Consider the following 18,723-nt stretch of genomic DNA (forward strand, 5'->3'; position numbering starts at 1 on the left):
CCATAAGTGAGGTAATACTATGAATATTAGAGAGACTAAATTATCCGGTGTAAAGATTTTAGAACCAAAGGTATTTGGTGATCACCGCGGCTATTTTATGGAAAGTTATAATAAAGAGTTATTTGAACAATTAGGGTTACATTATGACTTTGTTCAGGACAACCAATCTTTATCTGCAGCTGTTGGAACACTGAGGGGCTTGCATTTCCAATTAAATCCAAAGGCGCAAACAAAGGTTGTACGCTGTGTAACAGGTGCGATCTATGATGTTGCGGTTGATATTCGGAAAGGCTCGCCGACATACGGTCAATGGGTCGGTGTGATTTTAAGTGAGTATAATAAACGTCAGTTGCTAGTTCCTAAAGGATTTGCTCATGGTTTTTGCACCTTGGTGCCTGACACCACGGTTGCGTATAAAGTGGATGAATATTACTCACCTGAGCATGATGGCGGGATTCTTTGGAATGACCCGGATTTAGGGATTGATTGGCCGACAACAAATCCAATCCTTTCAGATAAAGATACGAAACATCCAACATTAAGTGAAGCAACACAGCTTAATTTTGTGTTCGAGAAATAGGAGGAAAAACATGAAGTTATTAATTACAGGCGGTGCTGGTTTTATTGGCAGCAATTTCGTCCGCTACATGGTAAATAAATATCCAAATTACGAAATAGTTAACCTTGATTTATTAACGTATGCAGGTAATCTTGAAAATTTAAAGGATATCGAAAATGCACCAAACTATAAGTTTGTTCGCGGTGATATTGCTGACCGTGAATTTGTTCAAGGTTTATTTAAAGAAGAAAAGTTTGATTATGTAATAAATTTTGCTGCTGAATCACATGTTGACCGCAGCATCACTGATCCTGGAATCTTTGTTCAAACAAATATTCAAGGCACTCTTGCTCTTTTGGATGCAGCAAAAAACTTTGATGTCACTAAATACCTGCAAGTATCTACTGATGAAGTATATGGCACTTTAGGTGAAACGGGCTACTTTACAGAGGAAACACCATTAGCAGCCAACAGCCCATATAGCGCAAGTAAGGCGGGGGCGGACTTGCTTGTTCGTGCCTACCATGAAACATTTAATCTGCCAGTTAACATTACGCGCTGCTCAAATAATTATGGACCATACCATTTCCCTGAGAAGCTAATTCCATTGATGATTATTAATGCGCTAAATGATAAGGAACTTCCAATATACGGCGATGGCCTTAATATTCGCGACTGGCTTCATGTAGAAGATCATTGCCAGGCGATTGATCTTGTTCTTCACAAGGGCCGCAATGGGGAAGTGTACAATGTTGGCGGAAATAATGAACGGACAAATATTGAGATCGTTAAGACAATTTTAGAGCAGCTTAACAAACCTGAATCATTAATGAAATTCGTTAAAGACCGTCCAGGTCATGATCGCCGTTATGCAATTGATGCAACAAAGCTTCGTACAGAATTGGGCTGGTCACCAAAATATTATTTTGAAACAGGGATTAAGCAAACGATTAATTGGTATTTAAGCAATCAGGAGTGGTGGGAAAATATCATCTCTGGTGAATATCAAGAATATGTAAAATCACAATATGGTGATAGATTAGAGGTAGAGTAATGAGGGTAGTTGTAACGGGTGCAGCGGGTCAATTAGGACAGGATGTTATGTTGGAATTGGCTCGCAAAAATCATGAGGCAATTGGTACTGACCGAACCAAATTGGATATTACCAATGAAGCAGACGTTTTTGCCTTTATTGGTGAAGTAAAGCCTGACGTTATTCTCCATTGTGCTGCCTATACGAATGTGGATGCCGCTGAGGAAAACGAGGAACTTGCCTATCAGATCAATGCCTCTGGTACGGAGTATCTTGCTAAAGCCGCAGCACAAGTTGGTGCTAAAATTCTTTATGTTAGTACAGACTATGTTTTTGATGGGACAGCATCGGAGCCCTATGAAGTGAATCAGCAAACTAAGCCTCTAGGAGCATATGGCCGGACAAAATTAGCCGGTGAAGAGCTGCTGCAGAAAAACTTAAAGGAATTCTTTATCGTGCGGACTGCTTGGGTTTTTGGTATTCACGGAAATAATTTCGTTAAGACCATGCTTCGTCTTGGGGCTGAACGCGGAGAAGTAGGCGTTGTTCATGACCAGGTCGGGTCACCAACCTATACTGTGGATTTAGCTAGGTTTATGGTTGAATTAATGGATACTGACAAATACGGAATTTATCATGCGACAAACAGTGGTGTGTGTTCATGGTATGAATTTGCGGTTGAGATCTTTAAACAGGCTGTTATGAATGTGACGGTTAACCCATTAACGAGTGACCAATTTCCACGTCCAGCCGCACGTCCACAATATTCAGTGCTAAATAAGAATAAAATTAAGGAGAAGGGTTTAACTCCTCTTCGTGATTGGAAGGAAGCACTTGCTGCTTATTTAGATGAATCAAAAAGATGAGAACAGGTATTTATACCCGTTCTTTTTTAGTATTAGGTTCAATGGAAAAATAATGCGTAAGTTTTTGTGAATTATTTTTCATAAATGAAACCTTCCTGAGGTTTTATCGTCTATAAGATGGGAAGCATAAATCAACTTAGAAAGGGTACATAATAAAAAATATGTAATTAAGAAAAGATAGTAATTTGTAAGAGGGCTCATTGCTTGTTGTTATTATGTGAATCCATTGAACCTTTATTTATAGAACTGTCTATGCTATAATCCAATGGGGTATAGGATTCCTTAGTTTTATTAATTAATAGTCTTAAAAAATATTAACTTACAATAAAGGGTTCGTTTATTATGGAGGGCTTATGTTTTATCTAACTCTAGTAATCTGTTTTTTTTCGTCAATACTCCTCACTCCGCTAGTAAAAAAGCTGGCATTTATAATTGGGGCAACTGATAAACCAAACCATAGAAAAGTACATTCTCGCATAATGCCCAGATTAGGCGGCTTAGCTATTTTTTTAAGCTTTATCATTGGCATATTAATCTTTCACCCTGCGGATGAATACCATCTGCCAATAGTGATTGGCGGTATCATTATCTTGCTTACAGGAATGCTTGATGATGTGAGGGAAATTTCACCCAAATTGAAATTGGCTGGTCAAATTGCTGCTGCAGCAGTTGTTGTTATATATGGTGGCCTAAAGATTGAGTTCATCAATCTTCCATTTGGAGGTATCATTGATTTTGGATACTTAAGCATACCATTTACGATGATTTGGATTATTGGGATTACAAATGCGATTAACCTGATTGATGGCCTGGATGGATTAGCAGGAGGAGTTTCCTCAATAGCGCTAATTTCGATTGCTGGTATGTCATTTGTAATGGGAAATGGATATGTTACCGTAATGTCTTTAATAGTAGCTGCAAGTACAATAGGGTTTCTTTTTTATAACTTTCATCCAGCTAAGATCTTTATGGGTGATACCGGAGCGTTATTTTTAGGTTATATAATTGGGGTATTATCACTCCTTGGATATAAAAATGTAACCTTTATTTCATTGGTTATTCCAGTAATTATCCTTGGTGTACCAATTTCTGATACATTTTTCGCGATTATTCGACGATTTGTTAACAAGCAGCCATTAACAGCACCGGACAAATCACATCTACATCACTGCTTATTAAGAAATGGCTTTTCCCATCGCCAAACAGTCTTATTAATTTATGCAATGGCGGCTGTATTAGGACTTGCTGCCTTCATTTTCTCACAAGCGACCGTATGGGGGTCATTAATTATGATTTTGGTTCTGTTAATTGTTGTTGAGGTATTTGTTGAAAAGATCGGACTCATTCGTGATGACTATAAACCGCTCTTGACTTTCATGAAGGGTCTTAAGCCGATTAACATTAGGAATCGATAATAATTTATGATAAAGGTCTAAAAGACATCCGTCTTTTAGACCTTTTATTTATAGATGTTGGAATTTAGCGGTTTTATTTTTACCGTTTTTTTACTATCCTTTCTTTGTTTCATTTTGCCTATAATGGACAAACTGACTAACAAGGAGGATGTTTGATGCTGTATCTTACCTTGATAGTTTGTTTTGTTATTTCCATCCTTATTACACCGCTAATCAAAAAATTAGCATTTGTCATTGGTGCCACCGATCAACCAAATCAGCGAAAAGTACACCTGTCGATTATGCCAAGACTCGGAGGCTTATCCATATTTATTAGTTTTATGGTTGGAATTATCCTTTTGAGGCCTGATAATCAATACTTTTTTGCTATTTTAATCGGCTCCCTAATTATCATTACAACGGGGATTTGTGATGATTTATTTGAATTACCTGCAAAATATAAGCTTCTTGGTCAATTAGCTGCAGCGTTCACAATTGTTTTTGTAGGGGACTTACAAGTGGTGTTCATTAACTTGCCTTTTGGTGGCCAGCTTCAATTTGGTCTTTTAAGTATTCCCTTTACAATACTTTGGATTGTTGGGATTACCAATGCTATCAACTTAATTGATGGTCTTGACGGTTTAGCCGCTGGTGTATCTTCGATTGCATTGATTATAATTTCAGCCTTGGCACTAATTCAAGGGCAAATATTTGTTGCAGCGGTTGGTTCCATTGTGCTAGCCAGTACGCTTGGCTTTTTGATTTACAATTTCCACCCAGCAAGTATTTTTATGGGGGATACAGGAGCACTTTTTTTGGGATTTATCATTTCAGTCCTATCGCTTCTAGGTTTTAAAAATGTAACTTTTATTTCATTTGTCATACCTGTTCTTATTCTTGGAGTACCTATTTCCGATACCATTTTCGCGATTATAAGGAGAATCATTAATAAGCAACCCTTATCGGCTCCGGATAAATCTCATTTGCATCACTGTATGCTCCGTTTGGGCTATTCACACCGGCAAACTGTTTTGCTTATTTATGCGATGTCAGCGTTCTTTGGGTTAGTTGCGGTTATCTTTTCTCAGGCACGAATCGGGGGAGCTATTGTTTTAATTGGAATCATCATCCTAATCATTGAAATTATTGCTGAAAAGATTGGCTTGATGGGGCAAAACTTTCGACCGCTTTTAAATATGCTCCGCACTTTAAGAACTTCTACTGAAAAAAATCGATCATAATAAAAAGGGGCTCATTATGAGGCCCTTTGATTTTTCTATTTACAAGGCAAACGCTTTTAAGTTTCCCTCACATAATCCTCTTCAAGATAAAGGATCTCGCCCTTTTCCATGCCGCACTGCCCATTAGTAAGTTCAACCATCCAATCCATAAATGACTGGACAAGGTTTTCCGCAACATAAACTTCAACTTCAACAGTATCTAAGTAATGAATATCTTTTATTTTATACTCGGAGGCACGGATCTCTTTTTCAATTTTCCCAAGCCAGGTATAGTCAATTTTCACATGGATAATTTGCGCGAGTTTCCGTTCGACGATGCCAACTGCATCTAAACCCTCTGATGTTGCCTTCCCGTAGGCTCGAATCAGCCCGCCTGCACCTAATTTAATCCCGCCAAAGTAGCGCGTTACCACGACGACTGTATCCTTCAGCTTTCTTTTCTTCAACACCTCAAGAATGGGAACACCGGCGGTTCCGCTTGGTTCGCCGTCATCATTGGCTTTTTGAATGTGATCATGCTCACCGATGAGATAAGCAGAGCAGTTATGGGTGGCACTCCAATGCTGCTTTTTTATGGCTTGAATGAACTCCTGGGCTTCACTTTCTGTTTCGGCTCGTTTAATATGGGCAATAAAACGGGACTTTTGGATGTTGATTTCATTTTCTCCCATTTGTTTAACTGTATAGTATCGAGGCAGCATTATAAGCTCCTTCCTTTTTTTAAAAAATATAGATGTAATATACCTTTAATATGGCAGTAACGTTCGAATGATATAATAGACATGGTTCAACTATAACATTTAATTAAAAATGAAAGTTGAATTGATGATATACTACTATTATACTACCTTTCATCCAAGTTTAAGGCCACCCATGAGTGTAAGATTAGCATTTTAGTTTAGCGTAAGGTAAAATATGTTAATAGGCCTTAAGGAATAAGGGAAACTATGTCCCTCCTGGAGGAATGATATGGAAATTATGCAGATGAATGTGAAGTCAATTGATGAAATTCGTGAAGAAATGATTGAAACTGTAACATGTAGTAAAAGTGATATTTTTCAAATTGGTGAGCAATGCCGCCAAGATTATGAAAATATGACAACTGAACTTACGAATATTAAGCAAATGATGGTTAAACTGATTGAAGAAGGCGACAAGCTTGAAGATCAGGTTCAAGAAGCGCGGGCTATGTTATCGGAAGTCAGTATGAATTTTAAAAAGTATTCAGAGGAAGAGGTCAGGGAAGCCTACGAAAAAGCTCACCAGCTGCAAATGGACTTATCGATTAACTGGCAGTATAAAAAACAGCTGTTGGAAAAACGGGATGATCTCGAAAGAAGGTTAGTCGGATTAAATGATACGATTGATCGTGCCGATCAGCTCATTTCGCAGATTTCAGTGGTGATGAATTACTTGACCAGCGATTTAGAGCAAGTAGGTAAAGCATTACAAAACGCCAAGGCCAAACAAGACTTCGGCTTAAAAATTATTGAAGCACAGGAAGAAGAGCGGAAGCGACTATCAAGGGAGATTCACGATGGACCAGCGCAAATGCTGGCAAATGTGATCATGCGCTCGGATTTAATTGAGCGAGTATACCGGGATCAGGGGCCGGACGAGGCTTTTTCTGAAATCCATAACTATAAAATCATGGTTCGTTCTGCCCTTTACGAGGTCAGGCGGATAATCTATGACCTGCGGCCGATGGCATTGGACGATTTGGGGCTCGTTCCTACCCTCAGAAAATATTTGCAAACTATCGAAGAATATCATAAACAATCGAAGATCAATTTTGTGAATATGGGCCTAGAGCACCGACTTCCGGCTAAGTTTGAGGTTGCCCTGTTCCGAATCATTCAGGAGTCCGTGCAAAATGCCATCAAACATGCAAACGCCTGTGAAATTGCCGTGAAAATGGAAATAACCAAAACCGCTGTTACAGTTTTGATTAAGGACAACGGCGTTGGATTTGATCTCACGGAGCGCAAACCTGAGTCTTTTGGTATGATAGGGATGAGAGAGCGTGTAGACCTGCTTGACGGGGAAATTACCTTCCATTCAAAAATTGACAAAGGAACCGAGGTATTCATTCGTGTTCCATTACTTAACTAAAGAAAAATTCGTAACGTATGATAAAATTGAAATTGAAGAATGAGGGGGCGTAGCATTTGACTACCAAAATTGTCATTATTGATGATCACCAACTATTCAGAGAAGGCGTTAAGAGAATACTAGAATTTGAGAAAGCCTTCCAAGTCGTGGCTGAAGGTGATGACGGCAGCGAGGCGTTAGGACTTGTGCAGGAGCACCAGCCGGATGTGGTCATTATGGATATTAATATGCCGCAAATGAATGGTGTCGAGGCAACCCGTGAGCTAATTGAAAAGTTCCCGAACACAAAGATTATCATCTTATCGATTCATGACGATGAGAATTATGTGACACATGCATTAAAAACTGGTGCTTGCGGCTATCTTTTAAAAGAAATGGACGCAGATGCCTTGATTGAAGCTGTCAGGGTTGTCGCTGACGGCGGCTCGTATTTACATCCAAAGGTCACGCACAACCTGGTTAATGAATATCGAAAGCTGGCAGCGGGTGTTGCACACGGTGGCGGCTACGTTCCAACAGTCGAAATTCGCCGCCCATTGCATCTCTTAACACGCCGTGAATGTGAAGTCCTGCAAATGCTTGCTGATGGAAAAAGTAACCGCGGGATTGGCGAATCCCTTTTCATCAGTGAAAAAACTGTGAAAAATCACGTCAGCAATATTTTACAAAAAATGAACGTCAACGATCGTACACAAGCGGTAGTTGTTGCGATTAAAAATGGCTGGGTGGAAGTAAGATAAATTTTTGGGAAGGGCACGCTCATGAGGGCGTGTCCTTTTGTAACGACTAGTTAATGCAATTTATATCTTTTTCATTTAAAATAACATAGTGCAGGAATAAGACAAGGATGGTAAAACTTTATGAAAACGGCCATTGTCACGGATAGTACCGCGTACATACCGAAAGAATTACGAGAAAAGTGGAATATACATATGATTCCGTTACATGTCATTTTTGGGAATGAGGTTTATCAAGAAGAAATTGATCTTACGTGGAGTCAGTTTTATGAAGAAGTGAAAACAAAAGAGCTTCCAACGACATCACAGCCGCCGATTGGCCAATTTGTCGAACTGTTTGAGCAGCTCTCGGCAGACCATGATGCAGTCATTTGTGTACACCTTTCAAGTGGAATCAGCGGGACGTATCAGGGGGCTGTCACCGCTAGTACGATGGTAGAGGGCATCAAGGTTTACCCGTTTGATTCCGAAATCAGCTGCATGGTTCAGGGCTTTTATGCTCTAGAAGCAGCTAAAATGGCCTCTCGGGGCGAGGATGCCGATGTAATCATGAACAGGCTTGAAGGGTTGAAGCGTTCTGCTCGTGCTTATTTTATGGTCGATGACTTGTCACATCTGCAGCGCGGCGGCCGCCTCTCAAGTGCCCAAGCCTTTATCGGCAGCCTGCTGCAGGTTAAACCACTGTTACATTTCGAAAACAAGGTCATTGTTCCTTTTGAAAAAATTCGCACCCGGAAGAGAGCAATGAAACGAATGGTCGATTTGCTTGCTGAAGATGTGTCGACTGGTGAAGCCTTTCAAGCCGTCATCATTCACGCTAATCGTGAGGAAGAAGCAGTGGAGTGGCGGAAGGAGTTATCTGCCATGTATCCAAAAGTCGAATTCTCCATTGGTTACTTCGGCCCCGTCATCGGAACCCATCTAGGCGAAGGTTCAATGGGCATGGGATGGATGAAAAAATACTGAAGTTAGCTGCCATTCCGGCCTTTGGGTCGGAATGGTTTTTATATTTGGGTTGATACCTCGGTGAAAATGGAGTTTGGCGGAATTAATTCATAGTTTGGCGGGATCCATCACCGACATAAAAAAGTCACAAAATCCTCGACAAATAAGCAGGAAACTCTCCATTATTTGAAGTATTTCTTCAAAGTAAGAAATTTCATTAGAAAAAAGGAGTGACAAACCAATTGAATAAAAAGGAACTTACCCGCATGCGTTTTATCATAAAAGATGAACTTTTAATTCCAAGCAACACTGCTGAATACTCCCTCCCCATCACGAAAATCCCAACCATCCCACAGCCGCCGCTTAATCCAAACTTTGCCTACAACCCTGATCTTCAGCAGCTCCTTTCCGGAAAACAACTCCTCATTGATGATATCCCATTCAGCATCGCAGATATCCAAACACATTATCAACATGGATATGTCACTTACCGTAAAGGAATAGCATACAACGGAAAACAGCCCATCTGCGCACGATGCGGCAACAAGGATCCAATGTGGTTTGCAACCTTTCCATGCGCTCGATGCGGTGAAACCTGCCTCTATTGCCGTCAGTGTCTCATGATGGGCAGAATCAGTGAATGCACACCGCTGATTGGCTGGAATGGCCCGGTGCCTGACACCCTTTCCCCTATGAAGCCATTGGAATGGCGGGGAATGCTATCAGAGGGGCAAAGGGTGGCGTCGAGGCATGTGGTGGAGGCAATCCTTGCAAACCAGGAGCACCTTATTTGGGCGGTTTGCGGTGCTGGGAAAACTGAGGTTCTTTTCGAAGGAATCGAGGAAGCATTAACCGCCAAAAGAAGAATCTGCATCGCAACACCAAGAACAGATGTAGTTTTAGAACTCACACCTAGATTAAAAGCAGCATTCCCTAATATCCCAGTTGCCTCCCTTTATGGCGGGAGCGAGGATCGCCATCTGTACGCCCCCCTCACCATTGCCACCACCCATCAGCTACTGCGGTTTTACCAGGCCTTCGACACCGTCATTTTGGACGAGGTCGATGCCTTTCCATATACCGTGGAGAAATCGCTCCAGCATGCCGTAAAACAGGCACGCAAACCCACCTCAGCGATGATTTATCTTACTGCAACACCAAATGAAAGATGGCAAAGAGAATGCCGCAGCGGAAAAAGAGCCTTTACCACAATCCCTGCCCGATTCCATCGCCACCCGCTGCCGGTGCCCGGATTTGTTTGGTGCGGCAATTGGCAAAAGCGGCTTCAAAAAAACAAATTGCCGCCAAATGTTATCCAATGGATCCATCATCGAATTCTGGCAAATAAACAAGCCTTACTCTTTTTCCCGCGTATTCCCATGATGGAAAAAGCACTTACCATTCTTCGACAGATTTCGCCCGACATCGAAGCAGTCCATGCCGAAGACCCCGACCGAAAAAACAAGGTGCAAAAAATGCGCGCAAAAGAAATACCCATCCTGTTAACAACTACTATCCTTGAGCGCGGGGTTACCTTTCCCAATATCGATGTGGCCGTCGTCGGAGCGGAGGATACCATCTTTACCGAAAGCGCGCTTGTCCAAATCGCCGGAAGGGCAGGGCGGAGCAAGGATCATCCTGAGGGGGGCGTAACGTTTTTTCATTATGGAAAAACCGACGAAATGATCAAGGCAAGAAGACAAATTGTTTCGATGAACCAGGAAGGGATTAAAAAAGGAATGATTAATCAATAAGAAAAGGAGCCCTTAACAAAATGAATCTCTTTCAACAAAACCAATGTTTAGTCTGTAATAATGTTATCCAGCCAGACATAGGCTGGAGAGCTATCTTTTCCATAGAAAAGGGACATTTCCTTTGCGCCGCATGCGAAGGAAAGCTTGAGAAAATCGAAGGTGAAACCTGCCGGATTTGCTGTCGGCCATTTGCTCAGCTCGATGAGAAATTTCGCAAGGGGGATTTGTGCAATGATTGCTTTCGCTGGGAGGAGGATCCGGAGTGGCAAGGATTTCTTGATAGCAATCATTCACTCTTCCACTATAATGAGTTTTTAAAAGAAGTCATTGCAACATATAAGTTTCGTGGAGATTATGTACTCGCCAAGGTATTTGCGCCATTTTTTAAAGAAGAACTCACAAAAATGTGTCCGGAATTACTTGTCCCAATACCATTGAGCGATGAACGCTTGTATGAGCGCGGCTTTAATCAAGCAACAGCACTGATACATGTTTCAGGTTATACCACTGCTGATATACTCTCCCGGATTCACTCTGAAAAGCAATCGAAAAAGTCAAGATCTGAGCGGATTCATCTGCCACAAGTATTTAATCTTGCCCAAGATACTAATATACAAGGAAAAAGGGTCGTCTTGATTGATGATATTTACACAACTGGTTCCACATTGAGGCATGCTGCCAAGCTGTTAAAGTTGGCAGGAGCGGCGAGTATTCAATCGCTTACACTTGCGAGATAGGAAAGGGAGACAAGCAAATTCCGCCGCCCCCCAACTACGATCAAAGCTTCATCCGAAGTGCTTTTTGTGCATTTTCGATATCATGTCCCAGCAAGTGCCCCAAATCATATGCAGGATAATATCCGTGCTTATGCATATAATTAAAGACTCGTTCATGGCCATGGATCGCACCCATCAATTGATTGGTGAAGGTTTTTCGCAGTGCAGGTGTCGCCGTTTCCGTTATCGCTGCGGCCAAACAGCGGACTAATTCTTTTGAAAGGCCTAGCAGATCCGCGGAGAAAAAGCCCATATCCTCGCGTAAATCTTCTTCTTCTCTTGCCTGGTAGCCCTGTGCGGATGGATAAAATTTAAGCAATTCTTTCAAATTTTTTTCTAGGTCGTGAATACACATGGTGTAGAGTTCTTTTAAGTCATGGTCAGTTACCTTTTTAATGGACATTTTTAGCTTCATTAATCCCACGGATTGGAAGGCAACAATCTCGTGCAATTCTAATGTTTCATGCCAGGCAAGCAATTTACGTTCTTCGTGCTCCATATGAAGAAATCCCCCATTCATTTTTGCATCCATTTACCCTATTCTGTGAGCATAGTAGTGGCAAATTGTCCTATTTAATAATATAATAAATATGAACAACCATTCATTTTAGTAAAAATCACCTAGCGTTGTCAAAGGTGGTGCCAAACATTGTCACTATTTGCCCGATGTATTTGTCAATAAATCGACAAAATTTTTGTTCTGATTTAGCAGGATAATCATAGGGTAAAATAGAAATGTTATTACATAGCCTTAATAAAAGGAGGAGTCCACTAATGAAATATAACGTTCGTGGTGAAAACATTGAGGTAACTCCAGCAATTAGAGAGTATGTAGAAAAGAAAATTACAAAATTGGAGCGCTATTTTACTGAGGCACCAGATGCAATGGTACATGTGAATCTTAAATTCAATCAAGATAAAACGTCCAAGGTAGAGGTAACTATCCCGCTGCCGCAATTGGTTCTACGTGCTGAGGAAACAAACTTAGATATGTATGCTGGAATTGACTTGATTACTGATAAGCTAGAGCGTCAAATTCGCAAACATAAAACAAAGGTTAACCGTAAATTCCGTGAAAAAGGGGATTTTCCCGTTACATTTGCTACCACTGAAAGCTCAGAAGCGCACGATGTGGATGAAGACGATCTTGAGTTAGTTCGTACAAAGCGTTTCGATTTGAAACCAATGGACAGTGAAGAAGCTATCCTGCAGATGAACATGCTTGGTCATAGCTTCTATGTTTTCACTAATTCAGATAGTAACCGTACAAATGTTGTTTATAAGCGTAAAGACGGCCGTTACGGCTTAATTGAAGCACATTAACAAGAAGGAGAACGCCGCCCCCGCATTAACAAAGGGCGGCGTTCTTTCCTATTTATTCAGCTAAAAAAAACATTCTCAAGCAGCCGGAGTTATCCCCATGTGGATAACTCTATATTTAGTTGTTTTTCCACAAAGTGGTGGAAAATATCCACAAAGTCCAAAGAACCCGTCCTGAATATCAACAGAAATACCTCATATTTTCAAAAAGGCTTAAGCTTCTACACATAAAAAGAGCCGGCGATTAAACACTCGCCAGCCCTAAAAGCCTTTTTAAGGTGATATGAATGTATAAATTTTGACTTTGAGAATTGTCTATCGCAAGGCGCTTGCGCTTTTCTTATTTCCCCGCTCCACAGCAGTTCTTGTATTTCTTGCCGCTGCCGCAAATACATGGGTCGTTGCGTCCAACATCAATTTGCTTCACTTTCGGCTTTTTCTTAACAGGTTCGCCGTCTTCTTTCGGATTCACCGCTTGACCTTTTGCAACCTCTTCACGCTCAAGATTGCTGCGAATTTCAGCCTTCATGATGTACATAGCTGTTTCATCCTCAATCGATTGAATCATCGCCTCGAACATGGCAAAGCCTTCATGCTGGTATTCACGAAGCGGGTCAATTTGTCCGTATGCACGTAAATGGATTCCCTGGCGCAATTGATCCATAGCATCGATATGATCAATCCACTTAGAGTCAACCGCCCTTAACGTCACAACTTTTTCAAATTCGCGCATTTGCTCAGGGTAAAGGATTTGCTCCTTCTCCTCATAGCGCTCATTCACTTTTGCAAAAATAGTATCGACGATCTCCTCTGGGTCTTTGCCCTTCAGGTTATCCACAGAAATGTCACCTTCATGAAGTAAGGCGCCATGAACATATTCGACAATCGCTTGCAAATCCCAATCTTCCTCATCTTCGTGACGTGACGCATGTGCATCGACATTACGCTGAATTGCATTTTGAATCATTTTTTGAACGATCTCGCGAAGATTTTCCGATTCTAATACTTCATCACGCTGGGAGTAAATAATCTCGCGCTGCTGACGAAGAACATCATCATATTGCAATAATTGTTTACGGGCATCGAAGTTGTTGCCCTCAACGCGTTTTTGCGCAGATTCAACAGCACGTGACACCATCTTACTCTGAATGGGCTGGGTATCATCCATTCCGAGCTTTTGCATCATCGCTTTCATGTTGTCAGAACCGAAGCGGCGCATCAGCTCATCTTCCATTGATAAATAGAACTGGGTAATACCAGGATCCCCTTGACGTCCGGAACGTCCACGGAGCTGGTTATCAATCCGCCTGCTTTCGTGGCGCTCAGTACCGATAACGGCAAGCCCGCCTACCTCAATAACCCCTTCACCAAGCTTGATATCTGTACCACGACCAGCCATGTTGGTTGCAATCGTAACAGAGCCGCTATGACCAGCTTCGGCAATAATCTCTGCTTCACGTTCATGGTTTTTCGCATTCAGAACATTATGAGGAATCCGTTTTTTTGTTAGATAGTTTGAAATTAGCTCGGACGTTTCAATTGCTACTGTACCAACCAAGACTGGCTGACCCTTTTGATAACGCTCCGCAATATCTTCAACAACTGCACGAAACTTCCCGTCCATCGATGAGTAAATTAAATCGGCACGGTCATCACGGGCAATCGGTCTGTTCGTTGGAATGACAATAACATTCATATTGTAAATGTTGCGGAATTCCTCTTCTTCCGTTTTTGCAGTACCAGTCATACCGGCTAATTTTTCATACATCCGAAAGTAGTTTTGGAACGTAATCGTCGCCATAGTCATACTTTCGTTTTGAACTTCAAGACCTTCTTTTGCCTCAATCGCCTGATGCAGACCTTCACTGTAACGACGACCCTTCATTAGACGGCCGGTAAACTGGTCAACGATGACGATTTCGCCTTCCTGCACGACATAATCAACATCAAGGTGCATGCTGACATTCGCTTTTAATGCCTGGTTAATATGATGGTTCAATGTCACATGCGACATATCAAAAAGGTTTTCGATGCCAAACGCCTTTTCAGCTTTGCTGATTCCTTCTTCTGTCAGCATAACACCCTTTGTTTTTTCATCATACGTATAATCGGTTTCCTTTGTCAGCATCCGCACAAAGGCATTTGCTTGAATATAAAGGACAGCTGACTTTTGCGCTGAGCCTGAAATAATCAGCGGAGTACGCGCTTCGTCAATTAAAATCGAGTCAACCTCGTCAATGACCGCATAAAAAAGCGGACGCTGTACCTTTTGCTCTTTATAAAGCACCATGTTATCACGGAGATAGTCAAAGCCAAATTCATTGTTTGTTCCATACGTAATATCGCAGGCATATGCTGCTTGTTTTTCATCCTTATCCATGCTGTTCAAATTTAAGCCAACTGTCAGACCTAAAAATTGATACAGTTCACCCATCTCAGTGGCGTCGCGGCTTGCCAAATATTCGTTGACGGTAACAACATGAACGCCTTTGCCTGAAAGAGCATTCAGATAAACCGGCATGGTGGCTGTTAAGGTTTTACCTTCACCAGTCTTCATCTCCGAAATATTCCCTTCATGGAGAGAAATCCCCCCCATTAGCTGAACGTGGTACGGATATAAGCCAAGCACACGGCGGGCACCTTCGCGGACAACCGCAAATGCTTCAACAAGCAGGTCATCCAGGGTTTCGCCTTTTTGATAGCGCGCCTTGAACTCTTCGGTTTTTTCACGAAGCTGATCATCTGTTAACTTCTCAGTATCAGCAGCAAGGGCATCAATTTTCGTTGCAAGCTTGTCTAACCTCTTCAGCTCACGTTTGTTCAGATCAAACACTTTATTTAAAATCCCCATCATCTGATGAACGCTCCTTTTTATCGAGACTAAAGTAACTATTTTTAAAAAAATCATGTCCAAAAAATTCGATAATTTCCCTTATCATCTTACCATTTCCACAATTCAGTGACAACAATGTTGGCAGGCAAGGAAAAATTGTCATTCTACTATTATATATCTTTGGTTTTGAATGTTCGAATTTTAGTCAAATATGACAAACTTATGGCATTTTAGCTGAGAATACATGTCAATCGAAGAATATGCAAATATCATCGATTGACATATGAATAAATAGTGCTATTTTTGAATAAAAATACACCTGGGGATCCATTTGCACTACATGAATAGTAGATACCTAGCCTTTAAATAACAACGTTTCTATGTTGTTTTTAGGGAAAAGGTTGGCTTACGTTTGAATGAAAAAATATTCACAAATTGTACATTGGAATATACTCTTACAATGTTAGATACTACCTTTAGAGAGGTTAATATGGAAAATAAATAGAGAAAGAAATCCAAAATGGGAAGGGTGAGTTAAGTGGCCATTTGGGGGAAAAAGAAACCTAAAGATATAGATCCCGAAACGAGAGAAGATAGAAAAAAAGTTGGCCCGATTCGCAGGCTTTGGCAAAAATTCAGAGGAATTGACTGGAAAAACCCAGTTAACAGGTGGAAATTATTATTTATTTCACTTGTTGGTTGTATCGTTGTGTTTGGCGGTGGATACGGAGTACTTTCTTTAACCAACTCGCCTTCATTTTGCGCCAGCTGCCATGAAATGGCACCGGAGTATTCGACGTATACAGCCAGTGCCCACAACAATATTTCATGTGTTCAGTGTCATATCAAGCCTGGGTTTGTCAATATGGTAACCCACAAAATGAAATCCATGAAAGAAGTGTACTACCATGTAACCGGGGTTCCTGAGCAAATTGTTCAAACGGAAGAGGAAGCTGTTTCAAATGAAAACTGCTTACAATGTCACTCCAAAAACCGGCTTGTCACGGCATCCGGTGACTTGAAAGTTAACCATAAAGGACATATCAAAGAAGGTATTCCTTGTATTTCCTGTCACGCAGGTGTGGTTCACGCTAAAATCGTCAGCCGCGGGATCAATACAGAAGAAGTCCGCGGACATTGGACTAAGGAAAACGCTGAAAAATTAATGGAAAAGAAATACTTGAGACCTAATATGGGTTCTTGTATTGACTGTCATGACAAAGTTAACAACGGTGAAAAGCCATGGGAAGATGTGGCCTATAATGTGCCGCCAAACCCGGAAGAAATGGAGAAAAAACTCGAAGAAAAAACAAAAGAAGCATCAGGTGATGCATCTACAGCAGCAACAGCAACCGGTGAGGCAACTACAGAAGGTGAAAATAAAGAAGCAAACGCCGCTGTTCATGATGAAAAAACGCAGGCACTCATTTTACAAGCCATTGGCAAGCAGCAGAAGGACGTTAAGATTTCAATGGAATGTAAAACATGCCACAAACAAACAGAAATTCCTAAAACACATAAAAATATCGATTGGGGCAATAATCACGGAAGCACCGCTGTTAAACAGCTTGATAAATGTGTCAACTGTCACCAGGATTCAAAATGGGTAAGAGAAATACCAAAAGAAGATATTATGTCCCTGCTAAAAATGGGCAATCAAAAAGAAAAATATGTACCTAATATGACTCTTGTTAAAGAACAAGCAAGAACGAATAAATTCTGCAGTGCCTGTCACGCAGATCGGCCAGATAGTCATGGTGAAAGTAATCAATGGCTAACAGGTCACGCTGATAAGGCTAAAACTGGTGATATGAAAGCTGAATGTTTTATCTGCCATGATCGTGAAAAGCCAAAAGCTGAATCTACAGATGCAAAAGCACCAACAGATGTTTATTGCCAATATTGCCATCGAACTGGTTTCAAGGACGATGTAAAAAACTAAGAAATTGAATCTGGAGGGACGCTTTTATGGAAGAAGATCACAAACACGACCAGCAGGCCCCTCCTCGTTATCGTTATAAGTTAATTAAATTCGTGACACTAACATTATTTTTTCTAGTCATCTTCTTTTCACTGGGGATTTTTGGGCTGGAAGCAACCTCCGGCTCAAAGTTTTGCTCATCGTGTCATGAGATGAAGCCGGAGTATTATACATGGAAAGCCTCTACCCACAGTGAAGTGGATTGTGTTAATTGTCATATCGAACCAGGGGTCAAACAGATAGCGAAGGATAAAGCAGAAGGTCTTATAAAGGAATTACGAAAAGAAGAGGGTATAACGGCAGCGATCATTCGGATGCCGAAAGAAATACCCGATAGTGCATGCGAAAAATGCCACACTATTTCAACACGCGAATTTACACCATCAGGGGATATCATTATTCCCCATCAGCAGCACTCAGATAAAAAGATTACATGTACGCAATGCCACAGCAACGTTGCCCATGGGAAAATTGCCGATCGAAATATGACCTTCAAGACTGACTATGATAAATGGGACAGTAAAGTAGGGCAGGCGGCAATGGCAGATTTAAAATTCACCCGCCCAACCATGGAAACATGCATGGATTGTCATATCGCACGAAAGATTACCACTGAATGCAGTGCATGCCATACGACTGGAATGATTCCAAAGAGCCATAAAAAGGCAGATTTCAAAATCAAAAATCACGGTGTCATGGCAAAAACAGATTTACAGGACTGCAATTCATGCCATAAATATATGTCAACTGCCAAGCTGGAAGGGTATGAAGAAGCATCAACCATTGACAAGTATTTAAATACTGACAGCGGGCAATCAAACAAGGATGAGCACACCTACGCAAAAGAAAATACTTTTTGTCAAGATTGCCATAAAACGCGTCCAGCAAGTCATTCGAAAGCATTTATCGGTAATCATGGAACTGAGGCCAGTAAAAATGAACAAAAATGCTATACATGCCACGATCCTAACAAATCAAATACGGCTAGTAATAATACTGTGAATTGTTCTACGTGCCATCAGATGAAACATCTTAAAAATTGGCGAGAAGGTCACCCTATTCCTGTCGATAATGTTAAGAGACCGGAAGCAATGTGCTACACCTGCCATGTGGAAAAGAGATGCACAAGCTGTCATAAAAATTGATTCGGTTTTACGGCGCAGAGCTCTTTT

The 18,723-nt window shown here is 41.1% G+C and carries 16 protein-coding genes; 13 read left to right on the forward strand and 3 right to left on the reverse strand.

The window, feature by feature from the left end:
- The first annotated feature begins 19 nt into the window (after positions 1-19).
- The 5 genes from rfbC (at position 20) to BABA_RS01680 (ending at position 5,093) form a co-directional block, all read left to right on the forward strand.
- On the forward strand, positions 20-580 hold the full coding sequence (gene rfbC / locus BABA_RS01660) for a dTDP-4-dehydrorhamnose 3,5-epimerase (RefSeq protein ID WP_007083381.1): 561 nt from the start codon (positions 20-22) through the stop codon (positions 578-580).
- Positions 581-590: 10 nt separating this feature from the next.
- Positions 591-1,613: a dTDP-glucose 4,6-dehydratase gene (gene rfbB / locus BABA_RS01665; protein WP_007083382.1), complete on the forward strand. Its 1,023-nt coding sequence runs from the start codon at positions 591-593 to the stop codon at positions 1,611-1,613.
- A complete protein-coding gene (rfbD, locus tag BABA_RS01670) occupies positions 1,613-2,458 on the forward strand; it encodes a dTDP-4-dehydrorhamnose reductase (protein ID WP_007083383.1) in 846 nt (281 codons plus the stop codon). Before rfbB ends, rfbD begins: the two co-directional genes overlap by 1 nt.
- A gap of 353 nt (positions 2,459-2,811) precedes the next feature.
- Positions 2,812-3,873 carry a glycosyltransferase family 4 protein gene (locus BABA_RS01675; RefSeq protein ID WP_007083384.1) on the forward strand — a complete coding sequence of 354 codons (1,062 nt, stop codon included), beginning with the start codon at positions 2,812-2,814 and terminating at the stop codon, positions 3,871-3,873.
- 155 nt (positions 3,874-4,028) lie between these two features.
- Positions 4,029-5,093 (forward strand): glycosyltransferase family 4 protein, encoded by a 1,065-nt coding sequence (locus tag BABA_RS01680; protein WP_007083385.1) that lies wholly within the window; start codon positions 4,029-4,031, stop codon positions 5,091-5,093.
- Between the two features lie 56 nt (positions 5,094-5,149).
- Here the strand turns inward: BABA_RS01680 and BABA_RS01685 are convergent, their stop codons facing one another.
- A complete protein-coding gene (locus BABA_RS01685) occupies positions 5,150-5,794 on the reverse strand; it encodes a YigZ family protein (RefSeq protein ID WP_007083386.1) in 645 nt (214 codons plus the stop codon).
- Positions 5,795-6,062: 268 nt separating this feature from the next.
- Here BABA_RS01685 and BABA_RS01690 point away from each other — a divergent pair, with 268 nt between their 5' ends.
- The 5 genes from BABA_RS01690 (at position 6,063) to BABA_RS01710 (ending at position 11,378) form a co-directional block, all read left to right on the forward strand.
- On the forward strand, positions 6,063-7,205 hold the full coding sequence (locus BABA_RS01690; protein ID WP_007083387.1) for a sensor histidine kinase: 1,143 nt from the start codon (positions 6,063-6,065) through the stop codon (positions 7,203-7,205).
- Between the two features lie 56 nt (positions 7,206-7,261).
- Positions 7,262-7,945 carry a response regulator gene (locus BABA_RS01695; protein ID WP_007083388.1) on the forward strand — a complete coding sequence of 228 codons (684 nt, stop codon included), beginning with the start codon at positions 7,262-7,264 and terminating at the stop codon, positions 7,943-7,945.
- Positions 7,946-8,065: 120 nt separating this feature from the next.
- The gene (locus BABA_RS01700; protein ID WP_007083389.1) at positions 8,066-8,908 is read left to right on the forward strand and encodes a DegV family protein; all 843 of its coding nucleotides are present in this window, start codon (positions 8,066-8,068) and stop codon (positions 8,906-8,908) included.
- 245 nt (positions 8,909-9,153) lie between these two features.
- Complete coding sequence (locus BABA_RS01705; RefSeq protein ID WP_040344899.1) at positions 9,154-10,641, forward strand: ATP-dependent helicase ComFA; 1,488 nt, start codon at positions 9,154-9,156, stop codon at positions 10,639-10,641.
- Positions 10,642-10,661: 20 nt separating this feature from the next.
- Positions 10,662-11,378, forward strand: coding sequence for a ComF family protein (locus tag BABA_RS01710; protein ID WP_007083391.1), 717 nt, complete (start codon positions 10,662-10,664; stop codon positions 11,376-11,378).
- A gap of 40 nt (positions 11,379-11,418) precedes the next feature.
- Here the strand turns inward: BABA_RS01710 and BABA_RS01715 are convergent, their stop codons facing one another.
- Positions 11,419-11,916, reverse strand: coding sequence for a spore coat protein (locus BABA_RS01715; RefSeq protein WP_007083392.1), 498 nt, complete (start codon positions 11,914-11,916; stop codon positions 11,419-11,421).
- Positions 11,917-12,191: 275 nt separating this feature from the next.
- On the opposite strand from BABA_RS01715, the gene hpf reads away from it, so the two are divergent.
- Complete coding sequence (gene hpf, locus BABA_RS01720) at positions 12,192-12,740, forward strand: ribosome hibernation-promoting factor, HPF/YfiA family (protein ID WP_007083393.1); 549 nt, start codon at positions 12,192-12,194, stop codon at positions 12,738-12,740.
- A 337-nt stretch (positions 12,741-13,077) separates the two neighbouring features.
- Here hpf and secA read toward each other — a convergent pair whose 3' ends face one another.
- Positions 13,078-15,591 (reverse strand): preprotein translocase subunit SecA, encoded by a 2,514-nt coding sequence (gene secA / locus BABA_RS01725; RefSeq protein ID WP_007083394.1) that lies wholly within the window; start codon positions 15,589-15,591, stop codon positions 13,078-13,080.
- A gap of 517 nt (positions 15,592-16,108) precedes the next feature.
- Here secA and BABA_RS01730 point away from each other — a divergent pair.
- Positions 16,109-17,512 carry a cytochrome c3 family protein gene (locus BABA_RS01730; RefSeq protein WP_007083395.1) on the forward strand — a complete coding sequence of 468 codons (1,404 nt, stop codon included), beginning with the start codon at positions 16,109-16,111 and terminating at the stop codon, positions 17,510-17,512.
- Between the two features lie 26 nt (positions 17,513-17,538).
- Complete coding sequence (locus tag BABA_RS01735) at positions 17,539-18,696, forward strand: cytochrome c3 family protein (RefSeq protein WP_007083396.1); 1,158 nt, start codon at positions 17,539-17,541, stop codon at positions 18,694-18,696.
- Positions 18,697-18,723: the final 27 nt, after the last annotated feature.

The sequence above is a fragment of the Neobacillus bataviensis LMG 21833 genome (assembly GCF_000307875.1).
Lineage (GTDB): Bacteria > Bacillota > Bacilli > Bacillales > Cytobacillaceae > Neobacillus > Neobacillus bataviensis.

What these genes read in the sequence shown, in the direction of transcription:
- rfbC (WP_007083381.1), top strand. Translation starts at nt 20, where the DNA reads ATGAATATTAGAGAGACTAAATTATCCGGTGTAAAGATTTTAGAACCA.
- rfbB (WP_007083382.1), top strand. Translation starts at nt 591, where the DNA reads ATGAAGTTATTAATTACAGGCGGTGCTGGTTTTATTGGCAGCAATTTC.
- rfbD (WP_007083383.1), top strand. Translation starts at nt 1,613, where the DNA reads ATGAGGGTAGTTGTAACGGGTGCAGCGGGTCAATTAGGACAGGATGTT.
- BABA_RS01675 (WP_007083384.1), top strand. Translation starts at nt 2,812, where the DNA reads ATGTTTTATCTAACTCTAGTAATCTGTTTTTTTTCGTCAATACTCCTC.
- BABA_RS01680 (WP_007083385.1), top strand. Translation starts at nt 4,029, where the DNA reads ATGCTGTATCTTACCTTGATAGTTTGTTTTGTTATTTCCATCCTTATT.
- BABA_RS01685 (WP_007083386.1), bottom strand. Translation starts at nt 5,794, where the DNA reads ATGCTGCCTCGATACTATACAGTTAAACAAATGGGAGAAAATGAAATC.
- BABA_RS01690 (WP_007083387.1), top strand. Translation starts at nt 6,063, where the DNA reads ATGGAAATTATGCAGATGAATGTGAAGTCAATTGATGAAATTCGTGAA.
- BABA_RS01700 (WP_007083389.1), top strand. Translation starts at nt 8,066, where the DNA reads ATGAAAACGGCCATTGTCACGGATAGTACCGCGTACATACCGAAAGAA.
- BABA_RS01705 (WP_040344899.1), top strand. Translation starts at nt 9,154, where the DNA reads ATGCGTTTTATCATAAAAGATGAACTTTTAATTCCAAGCAACACTGCT.
- BABA_RS01710 (WP_007083391.1), top strand. Translation starts at nt 10,662, where the DNA reads ATGAATCTCTTTCAACAAAACCAATGTTTAGTCTGTAATAATGTTATC.
- BABA_RS01715 (WP_007083392.1), bottom strand. Translation starts at nt 11,916, where the DNA reads ATGGAGCACGAAGAACGTAAATTGCTTGCCTGGCATGAAACATTAGAA.
- hpf (WP_007083393.1), top strand. Translation starts at nt 12,192, where the DNA reads ATGAAATATAACGTTCGTGGTGAAAACATTGAGGTAACTCCAGCAATT.
- secA (WP_007083394.1), bottom strand. Translation starts at nt 15,591, where the DNA reads ATGATGGGGATTTTAAATAAAGTGTTTGATCTGAACAAACGTGAGCTG.
- BABA_RS01735 (WP_007083396.1), top strand. Translation starts at nt 17,539, where the DNA reads ATGGAAGAAGATCACAAACACGACCAGCAGGCCCCTCCTCGTTATCGT.